Here is an 18,437-nt window from a genome sequence, read left to right on the forward strand (position 1 = left end):
CACACGCAGGCGGTCTCAAGCCTAAACCCTGGAGCGGGTACGGCCTCGTCAGCGTGTGGGCACCGCCCCTCGGGCACCAGGGCGGCTCTCGACGAGGACCGGCGCATCAACCCGTCGGGAACCGGGACACCCACCCGTCCGGAAGAGCGTTCCGAACGCGTTTCGCGGGTGCGGTGAGTGCGGAACGGCCTTATCGATGCGCGCTCGCCGGCCCGCTCCGGGTCAGGCCGTCGCCCTCCGGGCCCCGGCGGCGCGACGGCCGGCGATCAGAGCGTCGAGGCTGTACCGACCGGTTCCGACCAGTCCGAAAACCGCGACGGCCAGCCCGATCACGGCGACGAGCTCCCATCCGCCGTCGGTGGCGTAGATCCCCGCGCCCTGGTGGACGAACAGGTAGGCGCCGGACATCACGACGACGACGAGGACCGCGACGACCTGGGTGAGCAGCCCCGCCACCAGCAGGATCCCCCCGGCCAGCTCGACGACGCCCGCGAACACCGCGGCGGCCTGCGCGGCAGGGATCCCGACGGAGTCGAAGAACTGGCCGGTCGCCCCGGCGCCGTTGGTGACGAGCTTCTCCCAGCCGTGCGCGATCAAGACCACGCCGAGAAGGACCCGGGCGAGGAGCAGGCCGATGTCGCGGACGATCCCGGACACGGGGAACAGGCGGGTCTCGGCCCCGGAGGTACGGGAAGAGGGGACGGTCGTCGTGGTGCTCATGTCTGTGGTCCTTTCGGGTCACACATCCGGATGATGCGTCACATACTTCTATCCCCGCACTAGATGTCGTGTCAACTATGAGAGTAGGGTGGAGTGATGACCGATCCCCTGCCGAGCGACCACGTGAGATGGCTGACCGTCGAGGAGAAGGCGCTCTGGCGCGACTACCTCGCGATCCAGGGGCGCCTTCACCTGGCGATCCAGCGCGACCTCAAGGCCACGTCGAGCCTGACGGAGCCGGAATTCGAGGTGCTCGTGTACCTCAGCGAGGCCGACGGCCCGCTACGGATGACCGCGCTGTCCGACGTCCTGCAGTGGGAACGCAGCCGACTCTCCCATCAGGTGACCCGCATGGTCCGGCGTGGACTCGTCGTGCGGACGAGCTGCCCCACCGACGGCCGGGGCGCGTTCGTCTCCGCCACCGAGGAGGGCATGAGGGAGATCGGGGAGGCCGCACCCGATCACGTCGCCACCGTGCGCCGGGAGTTCCTGGACCGGCTCAGCGCACAGGACAAGCGCGAACTCGCGCGACTTCTCGCGCTGGTCGAGGGTTCCACCGGGGAGGGCCCGACGGGGGATGAGGCGAATCGGAAATCCCCCGTCGCGGGCGTACCCTCAAGGGCGTGAACGCAGTGCTCGTGGTGGTCGTGGTGCTCCTGGCGTGTCTCGCCCTGGTGGTCGGGGTCACCGGCCTGCTGGGACTGCTCGGCCGACTGCCGGGCAACGGCGTCCTGGGCGTCCGCACACCCGAGACCCGCCGCTCCCCCGAGGCCTGGACGCTCGCCAACCGCGCGGCCGGGCCCGCCCTGCTCGGCTCCGGCCTCATGCTCCTGCTCGGTGCGCTGGGCGTGGGGCTGATCGGGGGTTGGGTGGGTGGCCTCGTCGTCGTCGTCGCACTTCTGGGTGCGCTCGCCCTGCTCAGCGTCGCCGGCCTCGCCGGCTCCCGCGCCGCGGCGCTCTGGGAGGCCGCGCAGGACGAGGACAAAGACGGGGGCGGGTGCGGCTGCGGATCCGGGGGCGGCTGCGGCGGCCACTCCGCCGGCGACCCCGGCAGCTCCGACGCACCCGGCGCGGGTACCTGCGGCGACTCCCCTGCCGACCCCGCGGACCCGGCCGCCGACTGCGGCGTGACCGGCGGCTGCGGATCCTGCGCCCTGCAGGGCATGTGCGAATCGGAGAACGCCACCACCCGGTAACGCACCGCGGGGAGGCCTGTGTGGGGCCCCCGTGGCGCCCGCGTGGGGGCCCGTCCGGGGGCCCGCGTCCCGGCCCGACCGGTGGCCCGCTCCCGGCACGCTGCCTACGGTCAGAGGTCCACCCGACCCACACCGTGAAGGAGCTCGCCATGGCCCAGAAGTCCACGACCGAGTCCGACCAGGACGTCGTCGACATCCTCACCGCCGACCATCGCGAGATGATCGGGCTGATCGAGATGATCGAGGAGACCACCGATCCCAAGGAGCGCCGTTCGCTGGCCGACTCCGTGATCGCCGAGGTGACCCGGCACTCGGTGGCCGAGGAGTTGTTCGTCTACCCCGTCTACGAGCGTGCGGTCCCGGACGGCGGCGACGAGGTCGAGCACGACAAGGAAGAGCACCAGGAGATCGAAGAGGTGATGAAGGAGCTCGAGGGCCTGGACTCCGAGAGCGCCGAGTTCATCGCCACCGTGAAGCGCTTCAAGGAACTCCTCGATCATCACGCGGACGACGAGGAGAGCGACCAGTTCCCCAAGCTGCGGGCAGCCGTCTCCGCCGAGGACCTGCTCGACCTGGGCCGGAAGGTCGAGGCGGCCAAGAAGATCGCCCCCACCCGCCCGCACCCCGGTTCCCCGCACTCCGAGCTGTTCCACATGACGCTGGGGCCCGGTGTCGGAATGGTCGATCGACTCCGCGACGCCCTGAGCGGTCGCCTCAAGAACACCTGACCGGCGGCTACCGGGCCCTCATCATGCGGATGAACAGGTAGGAGGCCCCGCCCAGGGATACGCAGCCGAGGATCAGGAGTAACACCGCCGTCAGCGTTCCTTTCTCGCGTTCGCTGTCACACCGTTCCGCGTAGAGAGCCAGCGATTCCGGCGTGGTGGGGAATTCGCCCGGGACCAGGGGACCCGAACCGTGCGCGTCGGAGCCCGGGTTCTCCACCGGGTCCACCACAGAGCCACACGGGACCGTCGCGCCACTGAGAAACGTGACCCCGTCCATCGGCCGCAGTGCGGCGAAGGACGAGGCGACCACGAGGACTACGCCCAGCCCGGCGAGCGCGACCACCACAACCCACTGACGAACCGCCCCGGCTCGGACGGAATCGCTCCGTCTGCTGTGACAGTGGTGGTCATCCACGCGTGTACTCCTCACCCGACATCTGAGATCGTGATCTCTGGCAGCTCAGACTAGGCGGTGGCCGGGCGCCGGAACACCGTGTCCACGGCCGCGCCGCCGTCCTACAGCACCCGGATCAGGACGGCGGTGAGGCCGCACCCGGCCATCACCAGCACCATCGCCACCAGGCCGATGTTGTATCGGGCCTGGGTCTGCTGGACCTCGCCGCCCCGGACGAACCGCCCCACCCGCTGTTCGTGGTGCAGCTGCACCCTGAGCAGCGCGAGCAGCGGCACCACGATGAGGGTCGCGAAGACGGCCGCCCACACCCACGAGGTCTCGGCGATCAGCTTGGCCACGAGGATGATGTTGACGGTCACCACAGCCCAGGTCCGCGCCCATGACAGGCTGGTGCGCTCGGCCTGGAGCCCGGCATCGGGCGGGACGGCCTCCGGTCGCACGCCGATCCGCCGCCGCGGGGCGCCTGCGCTCATGCGATGGTGCCGCCGAGGATCGCGACGACCAGCAGGATCGCACCGGTCGCGATGCCCAGAACCAGGAGGATCGACGCCTGCGGGACCGGTAGCGGCCTGTTGTGGCGCATGGACGCCTCGATCCGGATCCAGCGTCGGAACGACACGGTCGCCAGCAGTGCCGCCATCACGAGGAGGACGCAGGCCAGCGGGGTCCGGATGATCTCGGGGATCTCGTCGCCGGCGAAGGCCTCCATCGCCACGGCGCCTGCCATCAGGCCGAGGCTCGTCCGGATCCACGCCAGGAAGGTGCGCTCATTGGCGAGCGTGAACCGCGGGTCCGGTTCCTCACCGTCCCGCAGCGACTTGGGCCGCCACCCCTGTCCGACTTGCTCTGTCATTCCCTGAGCCTATCGGCCGCCCCTGCGGGCCTCGTGCGGACCTGCTGCGCACCGGGGTGATCAAATGGGCTGATGAGCTTTCTGCGTCGCCTCCGGATCGAGCCGTTCATCGTGGCGATCCTCGCCGCGGTCGTGGTGGCGGCGGTGCTGCCGGCCACCGGAGGCGCGGCGACGGCGCTCGGTTGGGTCACCACCGTGGGGATCGCCGTCCTGTTCTTCCTCTACGGTGCCCGGTTGGAACCCCGTGAACTGCTGGCCGGTGTGAAGCACTGGAGGTTGCACTCGGTGGTGCTGGCCGCGACGTTCCTGCTGTTCCCGGCCCTGGGGCTCCTGGGCAGGTGGGCGCTCACGCCGGTTCTCGGTGAGCCTCTGGCCGCCGGTTTCCTCTTCCTCACGCTCGTGCCGTCGACCGTGCAGTCCTCGATCACGTTCGTCGCGATCGCCCGCGGCCACGTGAGCGCTGCCGTGGTCTCCGCGTCCGTGTCCAATCTGCTCGGTGTGATCATCACTCCCCTGTTGGTCCTCGCGCTCATGACCAGGGACGGATCGGTCGTCATCACGTGGGACTCGGTCGGGAAGATCGCCCTGCAGTTGCTGCTGCCGTTCGTTCTGGGCCAGCTGCTGAGGCGGTGGGTCCTGCCGGTCACCACGAGGATCAAGCGCCTGGCGCTGTTCGACAAGTCGGTGATCGTCCTGATCGTCTACGCGGCGTTCTCCGACGGGGTCGCCGACGGCATCTGGTCGAGGGTCGGGCCGGCCCAGCTGGCGTGGCTGATCGCCGCGTGCTGCGTCCTGCTCGCGGTGGTGCTGGGTCTGACCGGGCTGATCTCCCGCGCGCTCGGGTTCGCCGACCGCGACAAAAGGGTCGTGCAGTTCTGCGGTTCCAAGAAGTCCCTGGCCACGGGGCTGCCCATGGCCGCAGTGCTGTTCGTCGGCCAGCCCGTCGGACTCCTGGTGCTCCCCCTGATGCTGTTCCACCAGGTCCAGCTGATCGTGTGTGCGTGGCTGGCGGGGCACTACGGCCGGGCGGAGGGAACCGAGGCAACCGCCGCGTGAGGCGGGCCTGATACCGCTAGGAGCGGTTCTGGTCCAGGAACCCCAGCACCGCCGCCGCCACCTCCGCGGGGCGTTCCTCCGGCGCGAAGTGACCGCAGTCGTCGATCACGTGGAGGTCGCTGCCCGGGATCGTCCGGTGGAGCCGGTGGGCGTGATCGATCACCTGCCAGGTGTCGTCCGCACCCCAGATCAGTTGGACCGGGATCTGCCCCAGTGTGTGCAGCCTGTCGCTGATCTCCATGGTGTGCACGGGGTCGTAGTGCGCTACCTGGTGCTGGAACAGGCTCGGTTGACCGACCGGTCCGCTGATGAAGTCCACGTACACGTCCAGGGCCTCCGGGTCGAAGCCCGTGGGATCGCTGTGCGTGGACAGCAGCCACTCGCGAAAGTGCTCGCGGTGCTCGCCGTCGGGCTTCTTCGCCAACACCTCCAGCCCGTCTGCCATCTGCTGCCGGGTCCGCTCGGAAGGGTAGGTGTCGAAGCTGACCACGTCGATCAGGGTCAGAGTGCGCAGGCGCTCGATCGAACGGACCCCGAATCGCTGGGCGACGCCGCCGCCGATGTCGTGGGCGACCAGGTGGAACGAGTCCAGTCCCCACAGGTCGAGCAGCCCGTCCAGGACCGCGACGTTGCCGGTGATCGATGTGTCCACGGCCGGGTCCCGCGGGCGCTCCGACAGGCCGTACCCCAACAGGTCGAACACGTGCACGCGGTACCCGGCGTCGACGAGCCGGGGAACGACGTTCCGCCAGATGTATGACGACGAGGGGGTGCCGTGCACAAGCACCACAGGCTCCCCGGCCCCGTGAACGCCGTAGGCGACGCGGTGGCCGCCGATGAGGGCGTTGCTGTCGACGATATGAGGCATCTCGATCCCCCGTTACGGTTCCCCTACGGACCCCTGGGCGCGTCGCCCCGGCTCAGCCTGCGAAGTCAGCGACGAGCCGCTCGGCCAGTTCTGCGGACGACTGCGGGTTCTGGCCGGTGTAGACGTTACGGTCCACCACGACGTACGAACCCCACGGCTCGGCGGCCGACGAGTAGTCCGCGCCGAGTTCGACGAGCTTGTCCTCGAGTAGCCACGGGGCGTTGGCCGCCAGACCGACCTGCTCCTCCTCGACATTGGAGAAACCGGTCATCCGGTAGCCGGCGAACGGCGAGGAGGCCGGGTCCGCCGACGCGGCCAGAACCGCGGCGGGGGCGTGGCAGAGCAGTGCCACGGGCTTTCCGGCGCTCACGCGCTCGGTCAGGATCGCCCCGGACGTCTGGTCGCGGGCCAGGTCCTCGAGCGGGCCGTGGCCACCGGGGTAGAAGACCAGGTCGTACTCCGAGTGGTCCACGGACGCCAGGTCGACGGGCGAGTTCAGAACGGGGGCGAGCTCGTCGAGCGAGGCCTTGACCTTCTCGAGGGTCTCCGGATCCCCGGCCCCCTCGCCGAGGCTCGCCTGGTCGACAGTGGGGGCGCGGCCCCCGGGCGTGGCCAGGGTGACGGACCAGCCGGCTCCGGTGAAGACCTCGTAGGGGGTCACGAACTCCTCGGCCCAGAAACCGGTGGGGTGCGCGGAGCCGTCCTTGAGCGTCCAGTGGTCGGCGGCGGACAGGATCATGAGAACGCTGGTCATGGCCGCGACCCTACGGAGGACACGCTGAACCGCAACTGAACGCGTCTGCGGTGTTCCCCGTCACAGAGTGCTTTCCATAAGCAAATACTCTCCAACCCTCCGACCGAGCGACCCCAGAGGCTTTCGCGCTCTCCACCAGCAGCAATTCGAATAACAGCGATGTTGACGATGTATCAGCAGTTCAACGGCCTGCATCCACCCTCTCATTCTTAGTCGACGAAGCAATTGTCGGCTCCGAAAGCTTCCCCTTAACGTTCTCGCCGCACGAGCTGAGTGGCTCGTGTGCGAGCGAGCACAGTGCTCCGTTCGAGTGACCGGGAGGGCGGAATGAGCGGCGATAACGCGAGGAGTCCGAGGACAGCATCGCTTGCGCTCGTCGGACTGGCGCTCCTCGGCGCCACCGCGGGGGCCGCTGCCGCTGCTCTCACAGCTGGGCAGACCGAAGTCGTGGATGAAGCGTCGTCCGGGGCTCCGGTCGCCCAGGCAGGGTTGACCACCACCACAGCCACCACTGCCCGGTCCTCGACGACGACTCCGCCGCCGCCCAGGCCGGCCACGTCGACCGCCTCGGTTGCGAGGGAGCCCTTGGCATCGGCCACCTCCGAGGTGCCCGCCGTTCGTGCCGTCCCGGCAGAGGCCGCCGCGACCGTTGGAGTCGCCCCGGCACCGCCACCAACACCACACAGGCAGGCCTACCGGCCGGCGCCTGCGCCCGTTCCAGCGCCGCCACCCGAACCCGCTCCTCCGCCACCGCCCGCACCGCCGGCCATCACCATCCCGTTGATCCCGGTGCAGCCACCACCAGTCGTGCAGCCGAAGCACGTGACCATCGGCTGACGTTCCAGAGAATCAAGGAAAGGACCCACCATGGACCCCATCACCCTGCTCATCGGCCTCGGCGCGGCGATCCTGCCGTACCTCGGTCCCGCCGCTGCACTCGGCATCTCTCCACTCGCCGCCGGTATCGGCGCCGCCGGACTCGGCACCGGCAGCGCCGTCTCCGCTCTCGGACTGGGTGGAGCCGCCGCGGCCAATCCGTTCACCGGCGCGGGTCTACAGAGTGCGAGTGCGGATGGCTTCAACAACGGCGCGGCCGCTGTTGCGGGAGCCGTCAACGGACTGAACATTCCGGGAGTGCACCTCACCGTCAACTGACGCCAGGCGTCCACCGCGCCCTGCTACGTCCCGGCTCCGGTTGGGACGCCGCAGGGCTTCGGTGCTTGAATAGCGCGATGACCAGCGTGACCTATCTGCAGCAGACCGACGCGTCATGGCTGCGCCCGGCTCGCCGCGCGGACCTGACCATCTCTCGGGTCTTCCCGGCCGAGCCCGCCTTCAACTCACAGATGTACCGCGAGATCGGCGCCGACTGGAAGTGGACCGACCGCCTCGACTGGTCGGACGGACGATGGGCCTCCTACTGCGCGGACCCCTGCGTCACCACCTTCCGGGCGACCCGGGGCGGCGAGGCCGCCGGGTTCGCCGAGCTACGCATGAGCCCGTGCGGGGACGAGCCGGGCCCGGGCCAGGAGGACCCGGCTGACGGGGTCGATGTCGAGATCGTCTACTTCGGCCTGCTCCCCCGCTTCGCCGGCCTGGGACTCGGCGGATGGTTCCTCTCCGAGACCGTCCGGATCGCCTGGCTGGTCCCGGGGTGCCGCAGGGTCTGGCTGCACACGTGCGGGGACGACTCCCCGGCCGCGATCCCCAACTACCTGTCCCGCGGGTTCGTCGAGTACGCGCGGGAGGACACCGGCTGCGCGGCCTGCACGGCCTGACTCACTGTTCCTCCCGACTCACTGCTGGGTCAGCCGGCTCAGTGACCGTCCACCCATTCGCGAGACCAGCTTCTCCGAGACGGCCCCGAATGCCTGCAGCTCGTCGTCGTCGAGCCCGTCGAACAACCACTCCGCCAGCGCGACACGCGCCGACACGACCTCCTCCACGATCCGCCGCGACTCGTCGGTGAGGTTGACCAGACGGACCCGCCGGTCGTCCGGCGGCATGGTCCGGACCACGTGCCCACTGGCGACCAGTCCGTCGACGAGTGCGGTGACCTGGCGCGGTGAGCAGTCCAGGAAGGTCGCCAGCTCCACCTGCTTGCACTCGCCCTCGAGCCCCAGGACGAACAGCAACTCCAGCCGCGGCACGGTGAGGCCGTAGTTCGCCGCAGCGCGCTCGATCGAACCCGACATCTCCTCGGCCAGCATCAACGCGCGATCGAGAATCTCACTCCCAGACAGTGCCACGTGTATATAGTTACCACTATTCACCTTTCCCACACCTGCCGACCGGCGGTGGACGAGGCGCAGGAGACATCGTGAACGTGACCATCCCAGCAGGATTCGACTTCACCGACCCGGACCTGTTCGAGAAACGACTCCCGCACGAGGAGTGGCGCCAGTTGCGGCAGACCGAACCGATCCGCCGTGTCGACAAGCGTCCCGGGTCCGACGGCTTCGACGACGACCACTACTGGCTCGTCACCAGGCACGCCGACGTCAAGGAGATCTCCCGCCTCACCGGCGAGCTGTTCTCCGCGGGGGAGAACACGATGATCCCGCGGTTCTCCGAGGGAACCGACCGCTCGATCATCGAGGCCCAGCGGTCGATGCTGGTCAACGAGGACGGCGAGATCCACAAGAAGCACCGCCGGATCATCTCCCGCGGGTTCACCCCGCGCGGCGTGGCCGGCATGCGCGACGAGCTCGCCGACCGCGCACGCAAGATCGTCACCGCCGCCGCCGAGTCGAACGCCGACGACTTCGTCACCGCGATCGCCTCCGAACTCCCGCTGCAGGCGATCGCGGATCTGCTCGGCGTGCCGCAGGAGGACCGCCACAAGATCTTCGAGTGGTCCAACATCATGACCAGCTACGACGCCGGCGGCGACCCCGACGCTCCCGCCATCGCGTCCATGGAGCTCATCGGGTACGCGAACACCATGGCCGAGGACCGTGCCGCCAACCCGCGGGACGACATCGTGACCAAGCTCGTCCAGGCCGACGTCGACGGAGAGCACCTGTCGCCCGAGGAGTTCGGCTGGTTCGTCACCCTGCTGTCCGTGGCCGGCAACGAGACCACCCGCAACGCCACCACCCACGGCATGGTCGCGATGCTCGAGCACCCCGACCAGTGGGAGCTGTTCAAGCGCGAGCGCCCCGAGAGCGCCTACGACGAGATCCTGCGGTGGGCCTCACCGATCACCCAGTTCCAGCGGACCGCCATGGAGGACGTCGAGATCGGGGGCGTGTCCATCGCCAAGGGGGATCGTGTGCTGATCTGCTACGGATCGGCGAACTTCGACGAGGAGGTCTTCGACGACCCGTTCACGTTCGACATCCTCCGCGACCCGAACCCGCACGTGACCTTCGGCGGTCAGGGCCCGCACTACTGCCTCGGCGCCAACCTGGCGAAGATGCAGCTCGAGATCATCTTCAACGCCGTCGCCGACTATTTCCCCGACCTCACCGCGCTGGGCGAACCCACGCGACTGCGGTCCGGCTGGCTCAACGGCCTCACCGAGTGGAAGGTCGACCTGGGCACCTGTCCCGTGGCCCACTGACCTGCCGGGAACGACCGGACCGGGGCGGCTCGGGGGGCCACCCGGCTGCCGCGGGGCCGGTGTCACCCGAGCCAGGCCTGCAAAACCATGTAGGTCGCCGTTCCCAGGACTATGCTGGCCGCCGCCCGCCGAAACACCAGGTGCACAGCCAGAGTGAGCGCCAGTGCCGCGGCGGCGGGCAGCCAGGAGTCGATCTCGGCGGTGGTGTCGCGCAGGGTGTAGACCACCAGCACCACCATCACCCCGGCCGGCATCGTGCGACCCAGGTAGCGCACGACCCGCGAGTCGCGGAGCCGGGTGAGCGCGACGAACGGGGCAGCGCGCAGCGCCATCGTCACGACGAACATCACTCCCAGCCCGGCGAGCAGATAGCCGGCTCCCGGCACCGGGGCACCGGTCAACGGCGGGCTCATACCGGTTCGCGATCCTCGCGGGTCGCCCACGCGTACCGCGCGATCAGGACGGCCACGAACGCGCACAGCCCCACGATCAGCATCTGCTCCGGCGCCAGCCACGCCGCCACCAGACCGCACACCAGGCCGATCACGGGTGCCGGCAGGTCTCCCGAGGCACGCCACGCGTCTACCGCGAGGACGGCGAACAGCGCGGTGAGCGCGAACTGGAGACCGTCCAGTCCGGCGGGCAGAGCGGCCCCGACCAGCGCGCCGACGACGCCGGGGACCACCCACAACGTCTGACAGGTGAGGGAGATGGTCAACGTCCGCGCCCCCGTCATCTCCGTGCGCCGCTTGGTGGCGGTGATCGCGTAGACCTCGTCGGTGAGCGCGTAGACGGCGTAGAGGCGGCCGAGCCGCGAGCGGATGGCGTCCAACGGGAAACTCAGCCCGTAGAAGACGTGGCGGAAGTTGACCAGGAAGGCCGCCGCGGCCAGCGAGTACAGGGGAGTGACCGCGGTGAGCAGACCGATCGCCAGGAACTCCATGGACCCGGCGTAGATCACCACGGAGAACACCGGGGCCCACCACCACGCGAATCCCGCCTGGGTGAGCAGGACCCCGAACGCCAGTCCCAGGGGGACCAGACCGAGTCCGACTGTCGAGCAGTCGGCCAGACCCTTGCGGATCTCTGCGCTGGTAGAGGGGGTGGACGGCACGCGGAGCAGTGTAGCGACAGCGAGGGTCTGGCCACCCCCGACGGGACGGGGCACACTTGGTGGCGTGAGCGTGCGCGAGGCCACTCCGCCGCCCGGGGTGAGGCGGCTCATCTCGTATGCCGTGGAGGGGACCGGCCCGCGGGCGCAGCGGCCACCACACCGGGGGCTGCCCTCCTCCACCCTGACCCTCGTCGTTGCCACGGACTCTCCGCTGCTGTGCTCGTACTCTCTGGCGGAGTGGGCCCGGCAGGAGGGAGTGCGCCACGACGTGTGCCTCGGCGGGTTCCACACCCGGCCCGTCTACCTGCAACGGCCCGACCGCGAGGAGGGCGTCCAGGTCGCGGTGCACCCCCTCGCCGCGCGGCGCCTGTTCGGGATGCCGGCGGCCGCTCTCTCCGAGCTCACGCACGAGGGTGAGGACGTTCTCGGTTCCCGCGTCCGGGCGCTTCACTCGCGGGTGGCGTCGGCGCCTCCCCGTGACCGCGCTGACCTCGTGGCCACGGGCCTGGCCTCGGCGGCGGACAGGTACGAGCGCGTACCCGGGCCGCGCCGGGAGGTGGTGGGCGCGTGGCGACTGCTCGAGGCCTCCGGGGGCCGGATGCGGGTGTCCCGGGTGGCATCGGAGGTCGGGGTGACGGCCCGCCATCTGTCGACGCTCTGCAGGGCCGAACTGGGAATCGGGACCAAGGCGCTCGCCGACCTACTGCGCTTCGAGGCAGCTCACTCGGCCCTGCGGGAGGCCGTGCGCGTGGCCTCGGGGCCACGGCCCGACGGGCTCCGATTGGCCGACCTCGCCCACGACCACGGGTACGCCGACCACGCCCACCTCGACGCCGCCTACCGGCGGTACGCGGGCACCTCACCCACGAACTGGATCGCGGAAGAGTTCCGAAACATCCAAGCCTGGCCACCCGATCCCGGAGGAGACTCACCCGCATGAGTACACACGAACCCGGCGCCGCACCCGCCCCGACCGTCTGGCACTGCCTGCAGTGCACAGATGCCCGCACTGTGATCGACTGGCTCGTCGAGGCCCTGGGCTTCATCGAGACCGCCTCTCATACCGACGACGAGGGCCAGATCGTCCACGCCGAGCTGCTCTGGCCCGAGGGCGGCGGGGTCATGCTCGGCGACAACCAACGCGATCCAGACGACCCACACGCCACACCGGTGGGCTCCGGTCTCGCCTACGTGGTGACGGCCGACTCCGACGCTGTCTACCAGCGCGCCCGGGCGGCGGGGGCCGAGATCGTCATGGAGATGCGCGACACCGACTACGGCGACCACGGGTTCTCGGTGCGGGACCCCGAGGGGAACGTGTGGTCGGTGGGGCAGTACCGGGGACAACCTGCACCCGGCGCGGTCACCGGGTGACGGCCGGGCACACCGGTCGGGTTCACCGACCCCGGTCGGCGCGCGGCACGACAGGCACGGCCAGTGCGGCCACCACCGCGGCTCCGGCGAAGACCGGGCCGTAACCCCACCGGTCGATCCCCGCCGCGAACACCGGGGTGATCGCCGAGATCGCGAGGAACTGCGCGGTGTTCTGGACGCCGAGCGCGCGCCCGCTCCAATGGGGACCGGCGTGTTCGGCGACCGCCGTGAAGGCGAGGCCGTTGTCCGCCACGGACAGGACCGTCGCGATCACGGCGAGGGCCACGGCAAGTGCTCCGGGAGCACCGAAGACCTCTGCGGCCGCCAGGGCCACCAGGCCCACGGAGACCGACACGGCCACGGCGCGAAGCGGTGTCAGCCGCGAGCCCACGCGGTCGGAGATCACCCCGACGACGATGCGTCCGGCCGCCCCCAGCAGCTGCGCGACCGTCACCACCGCGCCCGCCGAGACGGGCGACCAGCCGTGCCCGAGGACCAACCACGCGAGCATGAACGACTGCATGAGCGCCTGGGGGAGTACGAGCAGCACCGAGACGCCGTGGATCCGGTGCAGGTAGCGGGAGGCCCTGTACGGCGACCTGGCGAGGGTGGCTGACGCGGGGTCGTGGCGGTCCGGCCGGGGAGGATCGGTGACGACGACGAGCGCCGCAACCGCCGAGACGGCAGCCATCGCCAGAGGGACCGCCAGCGCTGCCCGGAGACCTTGCGAGGCAGCCAGCGCCGGCATGGACATCGCCGCGATCGCTGCTCCGAGGGGTTGCGACATCTGGCGGACGCCCATCGCCATCCCGCGTCGTTCCGCGGGGAACCATCCCACCACCAGTCGACCGCTCGCCGAGGCCGCCGAGGCGGAGGCCGCGCCCGCGAGCAGGAAACACACGGCGAGCAGCATCAGTGACGGGGTGACGAGCGCGCCGACTAGGGCGGCCGTGGTGAGAACGGATCCGCTCACGAGCACGAGTCGCTCTCCGGCGCGGTCGACGAGCCAGCCCCAGGCCACGAGAGTGAATGCGGTCCCCACCGAGGGCAGGGCCACGAGCGCGCCCGCGGCGGGGAGCGACAGACCGGTCTCCGAGTGGAGGTAGGGGAGCAGGAAGGCCACGCCCGCCACGAACGCCGAGGCGGAGGACGCGGCGAGTGTGCCGACGCCCAGGATGGCCCACTGTCGTGGGGCGACCCGCGTCTCACCGTGCGCTCGTGCTCTCACCAGCGGGAGAGTAGTCGTGATCCTACAATTTGACTACATTGTTCCAATTAGTGGGATCTGGTGTCCTGGGAGATCGCCGTGTGCTGCTGGGCGAGCAGGCGCAGCGCTGCGAGAACGGGCTCGACGAGCACTGTTCCGAGCACCACCTGACGGACCGCTGCCGCCGGGTCCGGGGGAACCGAGGCGACGTCGATGGTGGCGATCCGCTCGACGGCGTCGGCATAGGCGTCGAGACGGCCCTCGTCCAGGCCGAGACCGGCGCCCTCACAGGCACTCCATGCCGCGGCGAGTCGATCGAGGGCGACGTCTCGCAGGTCGACCTGCCACCCACGGGCGGCGATCCAGTCGCGAGTGCGTGCATCGCCGCGTAACAGGTCCTCGCTCTCGCCCTCGGATTCGCAATCCCGCCCATCGCATTCCCGCCCCCCCGACAGCGCGTGCTGGGCGGTGGCCATCACGTCCAGCCGACCGAGACCCGGGCCCTCGATCGCCTCCAACACGCGACCCACCGCGGCAAGGTCCAGGCCGCCCACCTCGGACAACGCCCTGACCAACCGGACCCGGTCGACGTGCTCGGCGCCGTACTCAGCCTGGGTGCGGGTCACCGTCCGCCCAGGCTGGAGCAGTCCCCGTCGCAGATAGAACTTCAGGGTCGCCACGGTCGTCCCCGTGACCTCGGCGAGTTCCGAGATCCTCACGCATCACCTCGCACATCGATCCTTGACATCTAGAGAGTAGCAGTATCCAATACTGGATACTCGAAGTATCCAATTGCCGTCGACAGGACATGCCGACAGCATCCAGAGGAGTCGACATGACCACGAACACGCCCACCGAACCGACCCGGAAGCGCTCCATGCCCGTCACCCACGCCCGCGACGGCGGCCTCGTCGTCTTTCACATCGGCATGACCATCCATCGCCCCTTCCGCCCCGACCTGTGGCTACCCGTGTTCCGCGCGATGCCCGTGATGCTCGCCGAACTGGGGCGCAACCGAGCGGCGGCCGACCGGGGAGAGGCCGAGGACCTGGGATTCCTCGGTGCCCAGACCCTGCTCGGCGCGAAGGGCCCCTGGGTCGTCCAGTACTGGAACTCCGTCGATCAGCTCTACGCGTACGCACGAGACACCGACCGAGCGCACCTGCCCGCGTGGCGCGATTTCAACGCCAAGGCGCGGAGAAACCCCGGCGCCGTGGGGATCTGGCACGAGACCTACGTCGTGGACGAGGGGGGCGTCGAGACTTTCTACGGCAATGGCGCCCGGGTGGGGCTCGCCACCGCGACGGGGACCGTCCCACTCCGCCGGCGTGGCACCACCGCGCGCGAGCGGTTGAGCAGGAGGAGCACTCCGCCGTCTGACGGCTGACCGATCAGTTCACGTCCCCGTCGTTCACGAAGGTCGCGTAGAGGGGGAGAGGCATCTCCTGCCGACGCAGAACTGTTCCCCAGACGTCCACGTGCGCCGGCGCGAGCAGATCACTCGGCAGGCTGGGGGCCACGTACCAGTCGCCGCGGTCGAGTTCTCCCTGTAGCTGCCCTGGCGCCCAGCCGGTGTAGCCGACGAAGACGCGCATCCCCTCCACGGTGTCGCGGAGCAGGTCGGGTTCGCTGTCGAGGTCCACCACGTGGACCCGGCCCTCGATCTGCTGCAGCCCCGGGTGCATCTCGCCGTCGACGCCCGACCCGAGCACGACCAGCGCGATCCCGGTGTCCGGCTTGACCGGGCCTCCGATGTGGAAGACGGTCGGTGGCGCGCACATCTCGGCCCAGCCGGGCAGGATCGTCTCGACCGGCGTCTCGCTCCGGCGGGTGATCACCACGCCGAGAGAACCGGAATGGTCGTGTTCGATCACATAGATGATGGCGCGCCGGAAATTGGGGTCCGGCATGTCCGGCGCCGCGATGAGCAATGAACCGGCGACGGGATCCCGCTTGTCCATCGCGTCGTAGAGGCGGTCGCCGAAGAGGCCCCCGCCACTCAGATCGTCCGGTCCCGTGTCCATGTCCCCATGATGCCCGCGCCACCGCGCGCCCACATCCGCGTCCCCTCCATCGGGTCTCGCTACGGTGGCTCCCGTGACCTCCTTGTCCGCAGGACCGGCCGATTCGACGCGCGGGCGCCTGGCCACGGCGTTGCGCGAGTCCGACGGTCTCGGCCGCCTGTCCACCGCGCGCCTGGCCGCCCTGCTCAGCGAGGGGATCCACCAGGCCGCGCTCGGCGGAATCGTTCTGTTCAGCCCCGAGACCGCCACCACACCGGCGGCGATCGCGGGCGGGTTCGCCGTGATGCTGCTGCCGTACTCGATCGTGGGCCCTTTCGCCGCCGCCGCCCTGGACCGCTGGGACAGGCGGGTCGTGGTGGCGGTGGCGGCACTCGTCAGAACACTGGCGATCGTCGCCACGATCGCTCTCATCGCCGTGGGTGCCGTCCATTCGGGAGCGGGATTGGCCGCGCTGTTCGGGCTGTCCCTGGTCGCGATCGGCCTCGGCCGGCTCATCAACACCGGCATGACCGCGGCCATGCCGCGGGTGGTGCCCGATCGGATCCTCGCCGCGACCAACTCGGTCCTCGTCACTGTCGGGTCGGTGGTGACGGCGGTCGGTGCGGTCGCGGCGTTCGCGGTGTTGGCGGTGCTCGGCGCCGGCGACGCCGCCGTCTCGTGGACCCTCGTGCCCGCCGTCCTCACCGCCGTCCTGGGGGTGTGGGCCATACTCGCGCTTCCCCCACGGCACCTCGGGCCCGACGACGACGAATCCGGCACCGGGACCGGAGTCGGCGTGACGCGGGATGCGGTGGCGCTGTTCGCCGGGGGACTGGCCGAGGGCGTGCGGGCCGCCCGCTCCACAGCCCTGGTCTGGGTCGCGCTGGCCGGGGTCACGCTCGGCCGGGCCGCGTTCGGCATCACCACCATGCTCGCGGTCCTGCTGTTGCGCGACGCGGAGTCCGACGGGGGAGGTGGCCCGGTGGTGGCCGGGATGGGCGGGTTCGGCCTGCTCTCCGCCGCCGTCGCCGCCGGGATGGGCCTGGCCGCGGTGGTCACCCCGTGGGCCATCTCGCGGACCCGCCGGATCCTGGTCGTGGCGGCCGGCGCCGCCGTGTCCGCGGTGGCCCAGTCGGCGGTGGGGCCGACCCTCGACCCCACCGCGCTGGTGGCCGGTGCCCTGGCGCTGGGGCTCGGCGCGCAGGTGGTCAAGTTGGTCGCCGACAACGCCATGCAGACCGACGTCCCGGACGCCCGCCGCGGCGGGGTGTTCGCACTGCAGGACGCCCTGTTCAACTCGGCGTTCGTCGTGGGGATGGTCGCCGTCCTGCCGTTCGTCCCCGCCGACGGCCGCTCCGTCCCCCTCATGCTGGTGCCGGTCGCCCTGTACGCCGTCGCGGCCGCGATCGCCGCCGCGGTGGGCCTCCGGTCAGGACCCGAGCCCGAGCGAGCCGGCGGCCACGGAACCGCCGCCGACTGACCCGGCACCGACCGAGCCGGCACCCACCGAGCCCATCCCGACGGAACCGACTCCCACAGAACCCGCTCCGGCGGAGCCGGCTCCCACCGAGCCTCCGCCGACCGACCCGCCACCCACCGAGCCCGCCGCTGCGGACCCGGCTGCCGCCGAGCCGGCGGCGGCGGACCCCGCGCCCAGGGCGCCGGCGTCGATGGTGCCCACGTCGACCGAACCGTGGGGGAGCGCCATGTCGAGGTGGCCGTCACCGTTCGCGTCCATGACGGACATCAACCCACTGCCGGTGTCCACGGTGAGCGAGCCGTCCACCTCGACTACCGGGGGAGCGGGATCGGGGGCCGTTCCCCCCTGCACGGGACCTGACGGCCCGGGCGCGGGCGGCGGAACGTGATCGGCGGGTGGAGCCGGCGGTCCCGGCGCCGGCTCGACGACCGGGGGAGCGGTCCACCTGGCCCACTCCGACTCGAGCGAACCGTGATCGAGGGATCCGACGGTGTCCGCGAGCAGTGCTCCCCAGTCCGGGAGCGCGCCGAGCGCCTCCGAACCGGCCGTCACCGCGCCGTCCACGAGCCCACCCGCTCCCGCAGCACCGGCAACGAGCGACCCCGCCGCCAGGGAACCCCCGCTGACTGAACCCCCACCGACGGAACCCCCGCCGACAGAGCCGGCGCCCACAGAGCCCCCGCCGACAGAGCCGGCACCGACAGAGCCACCACCGACAGAGCCCGCCCCGATCGACCCTGCGCCGATCGAACCCGCCCCCACGGACCCCGCCGCCAATGCACCGGCCCCACCTGCGAACACGTTCCACACCCCGCGGCCACCGGCGTCCGAGTAGACCTCCTGGGCACCGGTCCCCACGTCGGTCACCACTCGGTCCGCGACCCCGTCGAGGTCCGAGTCCCACAGTGCGTCGTCGACGTACCCGTCGCCGTCGAAGTCCAGCCACAGCGCGTCCGCGGCACCGGTCCCGAGGGTGAGTTCTGGCGCACCCTGCCATTGCGTCGGCTCACCGACGCCGTCTCCGAAGAAGTAGTCCATGCCCGGAATGGTGTCGCGGACGGCCGGGCCGGGCCAGAGCGGAGCGACGATCTGTGGACAACCGAT

The 18,437-nt window shown here is 70.5% G+C and carries 24 protein-coding genes; 11 read left to right on the forward strand and 13 right to left on the reverse strand.

Annotated elements, in window-relative coordinates:
• Window positions 1-222 precede the first annotated feature (222 nt).
• On the reverse strand, window positions 223-720 hold the full coding sequence (locus ABIE38_RS07330; protein ID WP_354054954.1) for a DoxX family protein: 498 nt from the start codon (window positions 718-720) through the stop codon (window positions 223-225).
• Between the two features lie 96 nt (window positions 721-816).
• On the opposite strand from ABIE38_RS07330, the gene ABIE38_RS07335 reads away from it, so the two are divergent.
• The 3 genes from ABIE38_RS07335 to ABIE38_RS07345 all read left to right on the forward strand — a co-directional run bounded on the left by ABIE38_RS07335 (window position 817) and on the right by ABIE38_RS07345 (window position 2,644).
• Complete coding sequence (locus ABIE38_RS07335) at window positions 817-1,347, forward strand: MarR family winged helix-turn-helix transcriptional regulator (protein ID WP_354054956.1); 531 nt, start codon at window positions 817-819, stop codon at window positions 1,345-1,347.
• Window positions 1,344-1,916, forward strand: coding sequence for an SdpI family protein (locus ABIE38_RS07340; RefSeq protein WP_354054958.1), 573 nt, complete (start codon window positions 1,344-1,346; stop codon window positions 1,914-1,916). The genes ABIE38_RS07335 and ABIE38_RS07340 overlap by 4 nt, the downstream gene beginning before the upstream one ends.
• A gap of 149 nt (window positions 1,917-2,065) precedes the next feature.
• Window positions 2,066-2,644: a hemerythrin domain-containing protein gene (locus ABIE38_RS07345; RefSeq protein ID WP_354054960.1), complete on the forward strand. Its 579-nt coding sequence runs from the start codon at window positions 2,066-2,068 to the stop codon at window positions 2,642-2,644.
• A gap of 7 nt (window positions 2,645-2,651) precedes the next feature.
• Here ABIE38_RS07345 and ABIE38_RS07350 read toward each other — a convergent pair whose 3' ends face one another.
• From ABIE38_RS07350 to ABIE38_RS07360, 3 genes are all read right to left on the reverse strand, one after another.
• Window positions 2,652-3,059 (reverse strand): hypothetical protein, encoded by a 408-nt coding sequence (locus tag ABIE38_RS07350; protein WP_354054962.1) that lies wholly within the window; start codon window positions 3,057-3,059, stop codon window positions 2,652-2,654.
• 101 nt (window positions 3,060-3,160) lie between these two features.
• On the reverse strand, window positions 3,161-3,532 hold the full coding sequence (locus ABIE38_RS07355) for a DUF202 domain-containing protein (protein WP_354054964.1): 372 nt from the start codon (window positions 3,530-3,532) through the stop codon (window positions 3,161-3,163).
• Complete coding sequence (locus ABIE38_RS07360; RefSeq protein ID WP_354054965.1) at window positions 3,529-3,912, reverse strand: YidH family protein; 384 nt, start codon at window positions 3,910-3,912, stop codon at window positions 3,529-3,531. Before ABIE38_RS07360 ends, ABIE38_RS07355 begins: the two co-directional genes overlap by 4 nt.
• A 72-nt stretch (window positions 3,913-3,984) precedes the next feature.
• Here ABIE38_RS07360 and ABIE38_RS07365 point away from each other — a divergent pair, with 72 nt between their 5' ends.
• Window positions 3,985-4,968, forward strand: a complete 984-nt coding sequence (locus tag ABIE38_RS07365; protein ID WP_354054967.1) for a bile acid:sodium symporter family protein — start codon at window positions 3,985-3,987, stop codon at window positions 4,966-4,968.
• A 16-nt stretch (window positions 4,969-4,984) separates the two neighbouring features.
• Here the strand turns inward: ABIE38_RS07365 and ABIE38_RS07370 are convergent, their stop codons facing one another.
• A complete protein-coding gene (locus ABIE38_RS07370) occupies window positions 4,985-5,836 on the reverse strand; it encodes an alpha/beta fold hydrolase (protein WP_354054969.1) in 852 nt (283 codons plus the stop codon).
• A 52-nt stretch (window positions 5,837-5,888) separates the two neighbouring features.
• Window positions 5,889-6,590, reverse strand: a complete 702-nt coding sequence (locus tag ABIE38_RS07375) for a type 1 glutamine amidotransferase domain-containing protein (protein WP_354054971.1) — start codon at window positions 6,588-6,590, stop codon at window positions 5,889-5,891.
• A gap of 867 nt (window positions 6,591-7,457) precedes the next feature.
• Between ABIE38_RS07375 and ABIE38_RS07380 the strand changes: the two genes are divergently transcribed.
• Both ABIE38_RS07380 and ABIE38_RS07385 read left to right on the forward strand, forming a co-directional pair.
• The gene (locus tag ABIE38_RS07380) at window positions 7,458-7,745 is read left to right on the forward strand and encodes a hypothetical protein (RefSeq protein ID WP_182615412.1); all 288 of its coding nucleotides are present in this window, start codon (window positions 7,458-7,460) and stop codon (window positions 7,743-7,745) included.
• Window positions 7,746-7,822: 77 nt separating this feature from the next.
• Window positions 7,823-8,368, forward strand: coding sequence for a GNAT family N-acetyltransferase (locus ABIE38_RS07385; RefSeq protein WP_354054973.1), 546 nt, complete (start codon window positions 7,823-7,825; stop codon window positions 8,366-8,368).
• An 18-nt stretch (window positions 8,369-8,386) separates the two neighbouring features.
• Here ABIE38_RS07385 and ABIE38_RS07390 read toward each other — a convergent pair whose 3' ends face one another.
• The gene (locus tag ABIE38_RS07390) at window positions 8,387-8,839 is read right to left on the reverse strand and encodes a MarR family winged helix-turn-helix transcriptional regulator (protein ID WP_304816738.1); all 453 of its coding nucleotides are present in this window, start codon (window positions 8,837-8,839) and stop codon (window positions 8,387-8,389) included.
• A gap of 68 nt (window positions 8,840-8,907) precedes the next feature.
• On the opposite strand from ABIE38_RS07390, the gene ABIE38_RS07395 reads away from it, so the two are divergent.
• Window positions 8,908-10,155 (forward strand): cytochrome P450, encoded by a 1,248-nt coding sequence (locus ABIE38_RS07395; protein WP_502914749.1) that lies wholly within the window; start codon window positions 8,908-8,910, stop codon window positions 10,153-10,155.
• A 62-nt stretch (window positions 10,156-10,217) separates the two neighbouring features.
• Here ABIE38_RS07395 and ABIE38_RS07400 read toward each other — a convergent pair whose 3' ends face one another.
• Both ABIE38_RS07400 and ABIE38_RS07405 read right to left on the reverse strand, forming a co-directional pair.
• Window positions 10,218-10,568 (reverse strand): branched-chain amino acid transporter permease, encoded by a 351-nt coding sequence (locus ABIE38_RS07400; protein WP_354054977.1) that lies wholly within the window; start codon window positions 10,566-10,568, stop codon window positions 10,218-10,220.
• On the reverse strand, window positions 10,565-11,269 hold the full coding sequence (locus ABIE38_RS07405; protein ID WP_354054979.1) for an AzlC family ABC transporter permease: 705 nt from the start codon (window positions 11,267-11,269) through the stop codon (window positions 10,565-10,567). Before ABIE38_RS07405 ends, ABIE38_RS07400 begins: the two co-directional genes overlap by 4 nt.
• A gap of 64 nt (window positions 11,270-11,333) precedes the next feature.
• Between ABIE38_RS07405 and ABIE38_RS07410 the strand changes: the two genes are divergently transcribed.
• Both ABIE38_RS07410 and ABIE38_RS07415 read left to right on the forward strand, forming a co-directional pair.
• On the forward strand, window positions 11,334-12,209 hold the full coding sequence (locus tag ABIE38_RS07410; RefSeq protein WP_354054981.1) for a helix-turn-helix domain-containing protein: 876 nt from the start codon (window positions 11,334-11,336) through the stop codon (window positions 12,207-12,209).
• Window positions 12,206-12,643: a VOC family protein gene (locus ABIE38_RS07415; RefSeq protein ID WP_354054983.1), complete on the forward strand. Its 438-nt coding sequence runs from the start codon at window positions 12,206-12,208 to the stop codon at window positions 12,641-12,643. The genes ABIE38_RS07410 and ABIE38_RS07415 overlap by 4 nt, the downstream gene beginning before the upstream one ends.
• A 22-nt stretch (window positions 12,644-12,665) precedes the next feature.
• Here the strand turns inward: ABIE38_RS07415 and ABIE38_RS07420 are convergent, their stop codons facing one another.
• The gene (locus tag ABIE38_RS07420; RefSeq protein ID WP_354054985.1) at window positions 12,666-13,871 is read right to left on the reverse strand and encodes an MFS transporter; all 1,206 of its coding nucleotides are present in this window, start codon (window positions 13,869-13,871) and stop codon (window positions 12,666-12,668) included.
• Window positions 13,872-13,918: 47 nt separating this feature from the next.
• Window positions 13,919-14,569 (reverse strand): MerR family transcriptional regulator, encoded by a 651-nt coding sequence (locus ABIE38_RS07425; RefSeq protein ID WP_354054987.1) that lies wholly within the window; start codon window positions 14,567-14,569, stop codon window positions 13,919-13,921.
• Window positions 14,570-14,685: 116 nt separating this feature from the next.
• Between ABIE38_RS07425 and ABIE38_RS07430 the strand changes: the two genes are divergently transcribed.
• On the forward strand, window positions 14,686-15,237 hold the full coding sequence (locus ABIE38_RS07430) for a DUF4188 domain-containing protein (RefSeq protein ID WP_354054989.1): 552 nt from the start codon (window positions 14,686-14,688) through the stop codon (window positions 15,235-15,237).
• Window positions 15,238-15,241: 4 nt separating this feature from the next.
• Here the strand turns inward: ABIE38_RS07430 and ABIE38_RS07435 are convergent, their stop codons facing one another.
• Window positions 15,242-15,874: a YqgE/AlgH family protein gene (locus ABIE38_RS07435; protein WP_354054991.1), complete on the reverse strand. Its 633-nt coding sequence runs from the start codon at window positions 15,872-15,874 to the stop codon at window positions 15,242-15,244.
• Between the two features lie 73 nt (window positions 15,875-15,947).
• Here ABIE38_RS07435 and ABIE38_RS07440 point away from each other — a divergent pair, with 73 nt between their 5' ends.
• Window positions 15,948-17,333 carry an MFS transporter gene (locus ABIE38_RS07440; RefSeq protein ID WP_354054993.1) on the forward strand — a complete coding sequence of 462 codons (1,386 nt, stop codon included), beginning with the start codon at window positions 15,948-15,950 and terminating at the stop codon, window positions 17,331-17,333.
• Here ABIE38_RS07440 and ABIE38_RS07445 read toward each other — a convergent pair.
• Window positions 17,283-18,371, reverse strand: a complete 1,089-nt coding sequence (locus ABIE38_RS07445) for a hypothetical protein (protein ID WP_354054995.1) — start codon at window positions 18,369-18,371, stop codon at window positions 17,283-17,285. The two genes, ABIE38_RS07440 and ABIE38_RS07445, sit on opposite strands and share 51 nt — an antisense overlap.
• Window positions 18,372-18,437: the final 66 nt, after the last annotated feature.

It is taken from the genome of Dietzia sp. 2505 (assembly GCF_040546785.1).
GTDB lineage: Bacteria > Actinomycetota > Actinomycetes > Mycobacteriales > Mycobacteriaceae > Dietzia.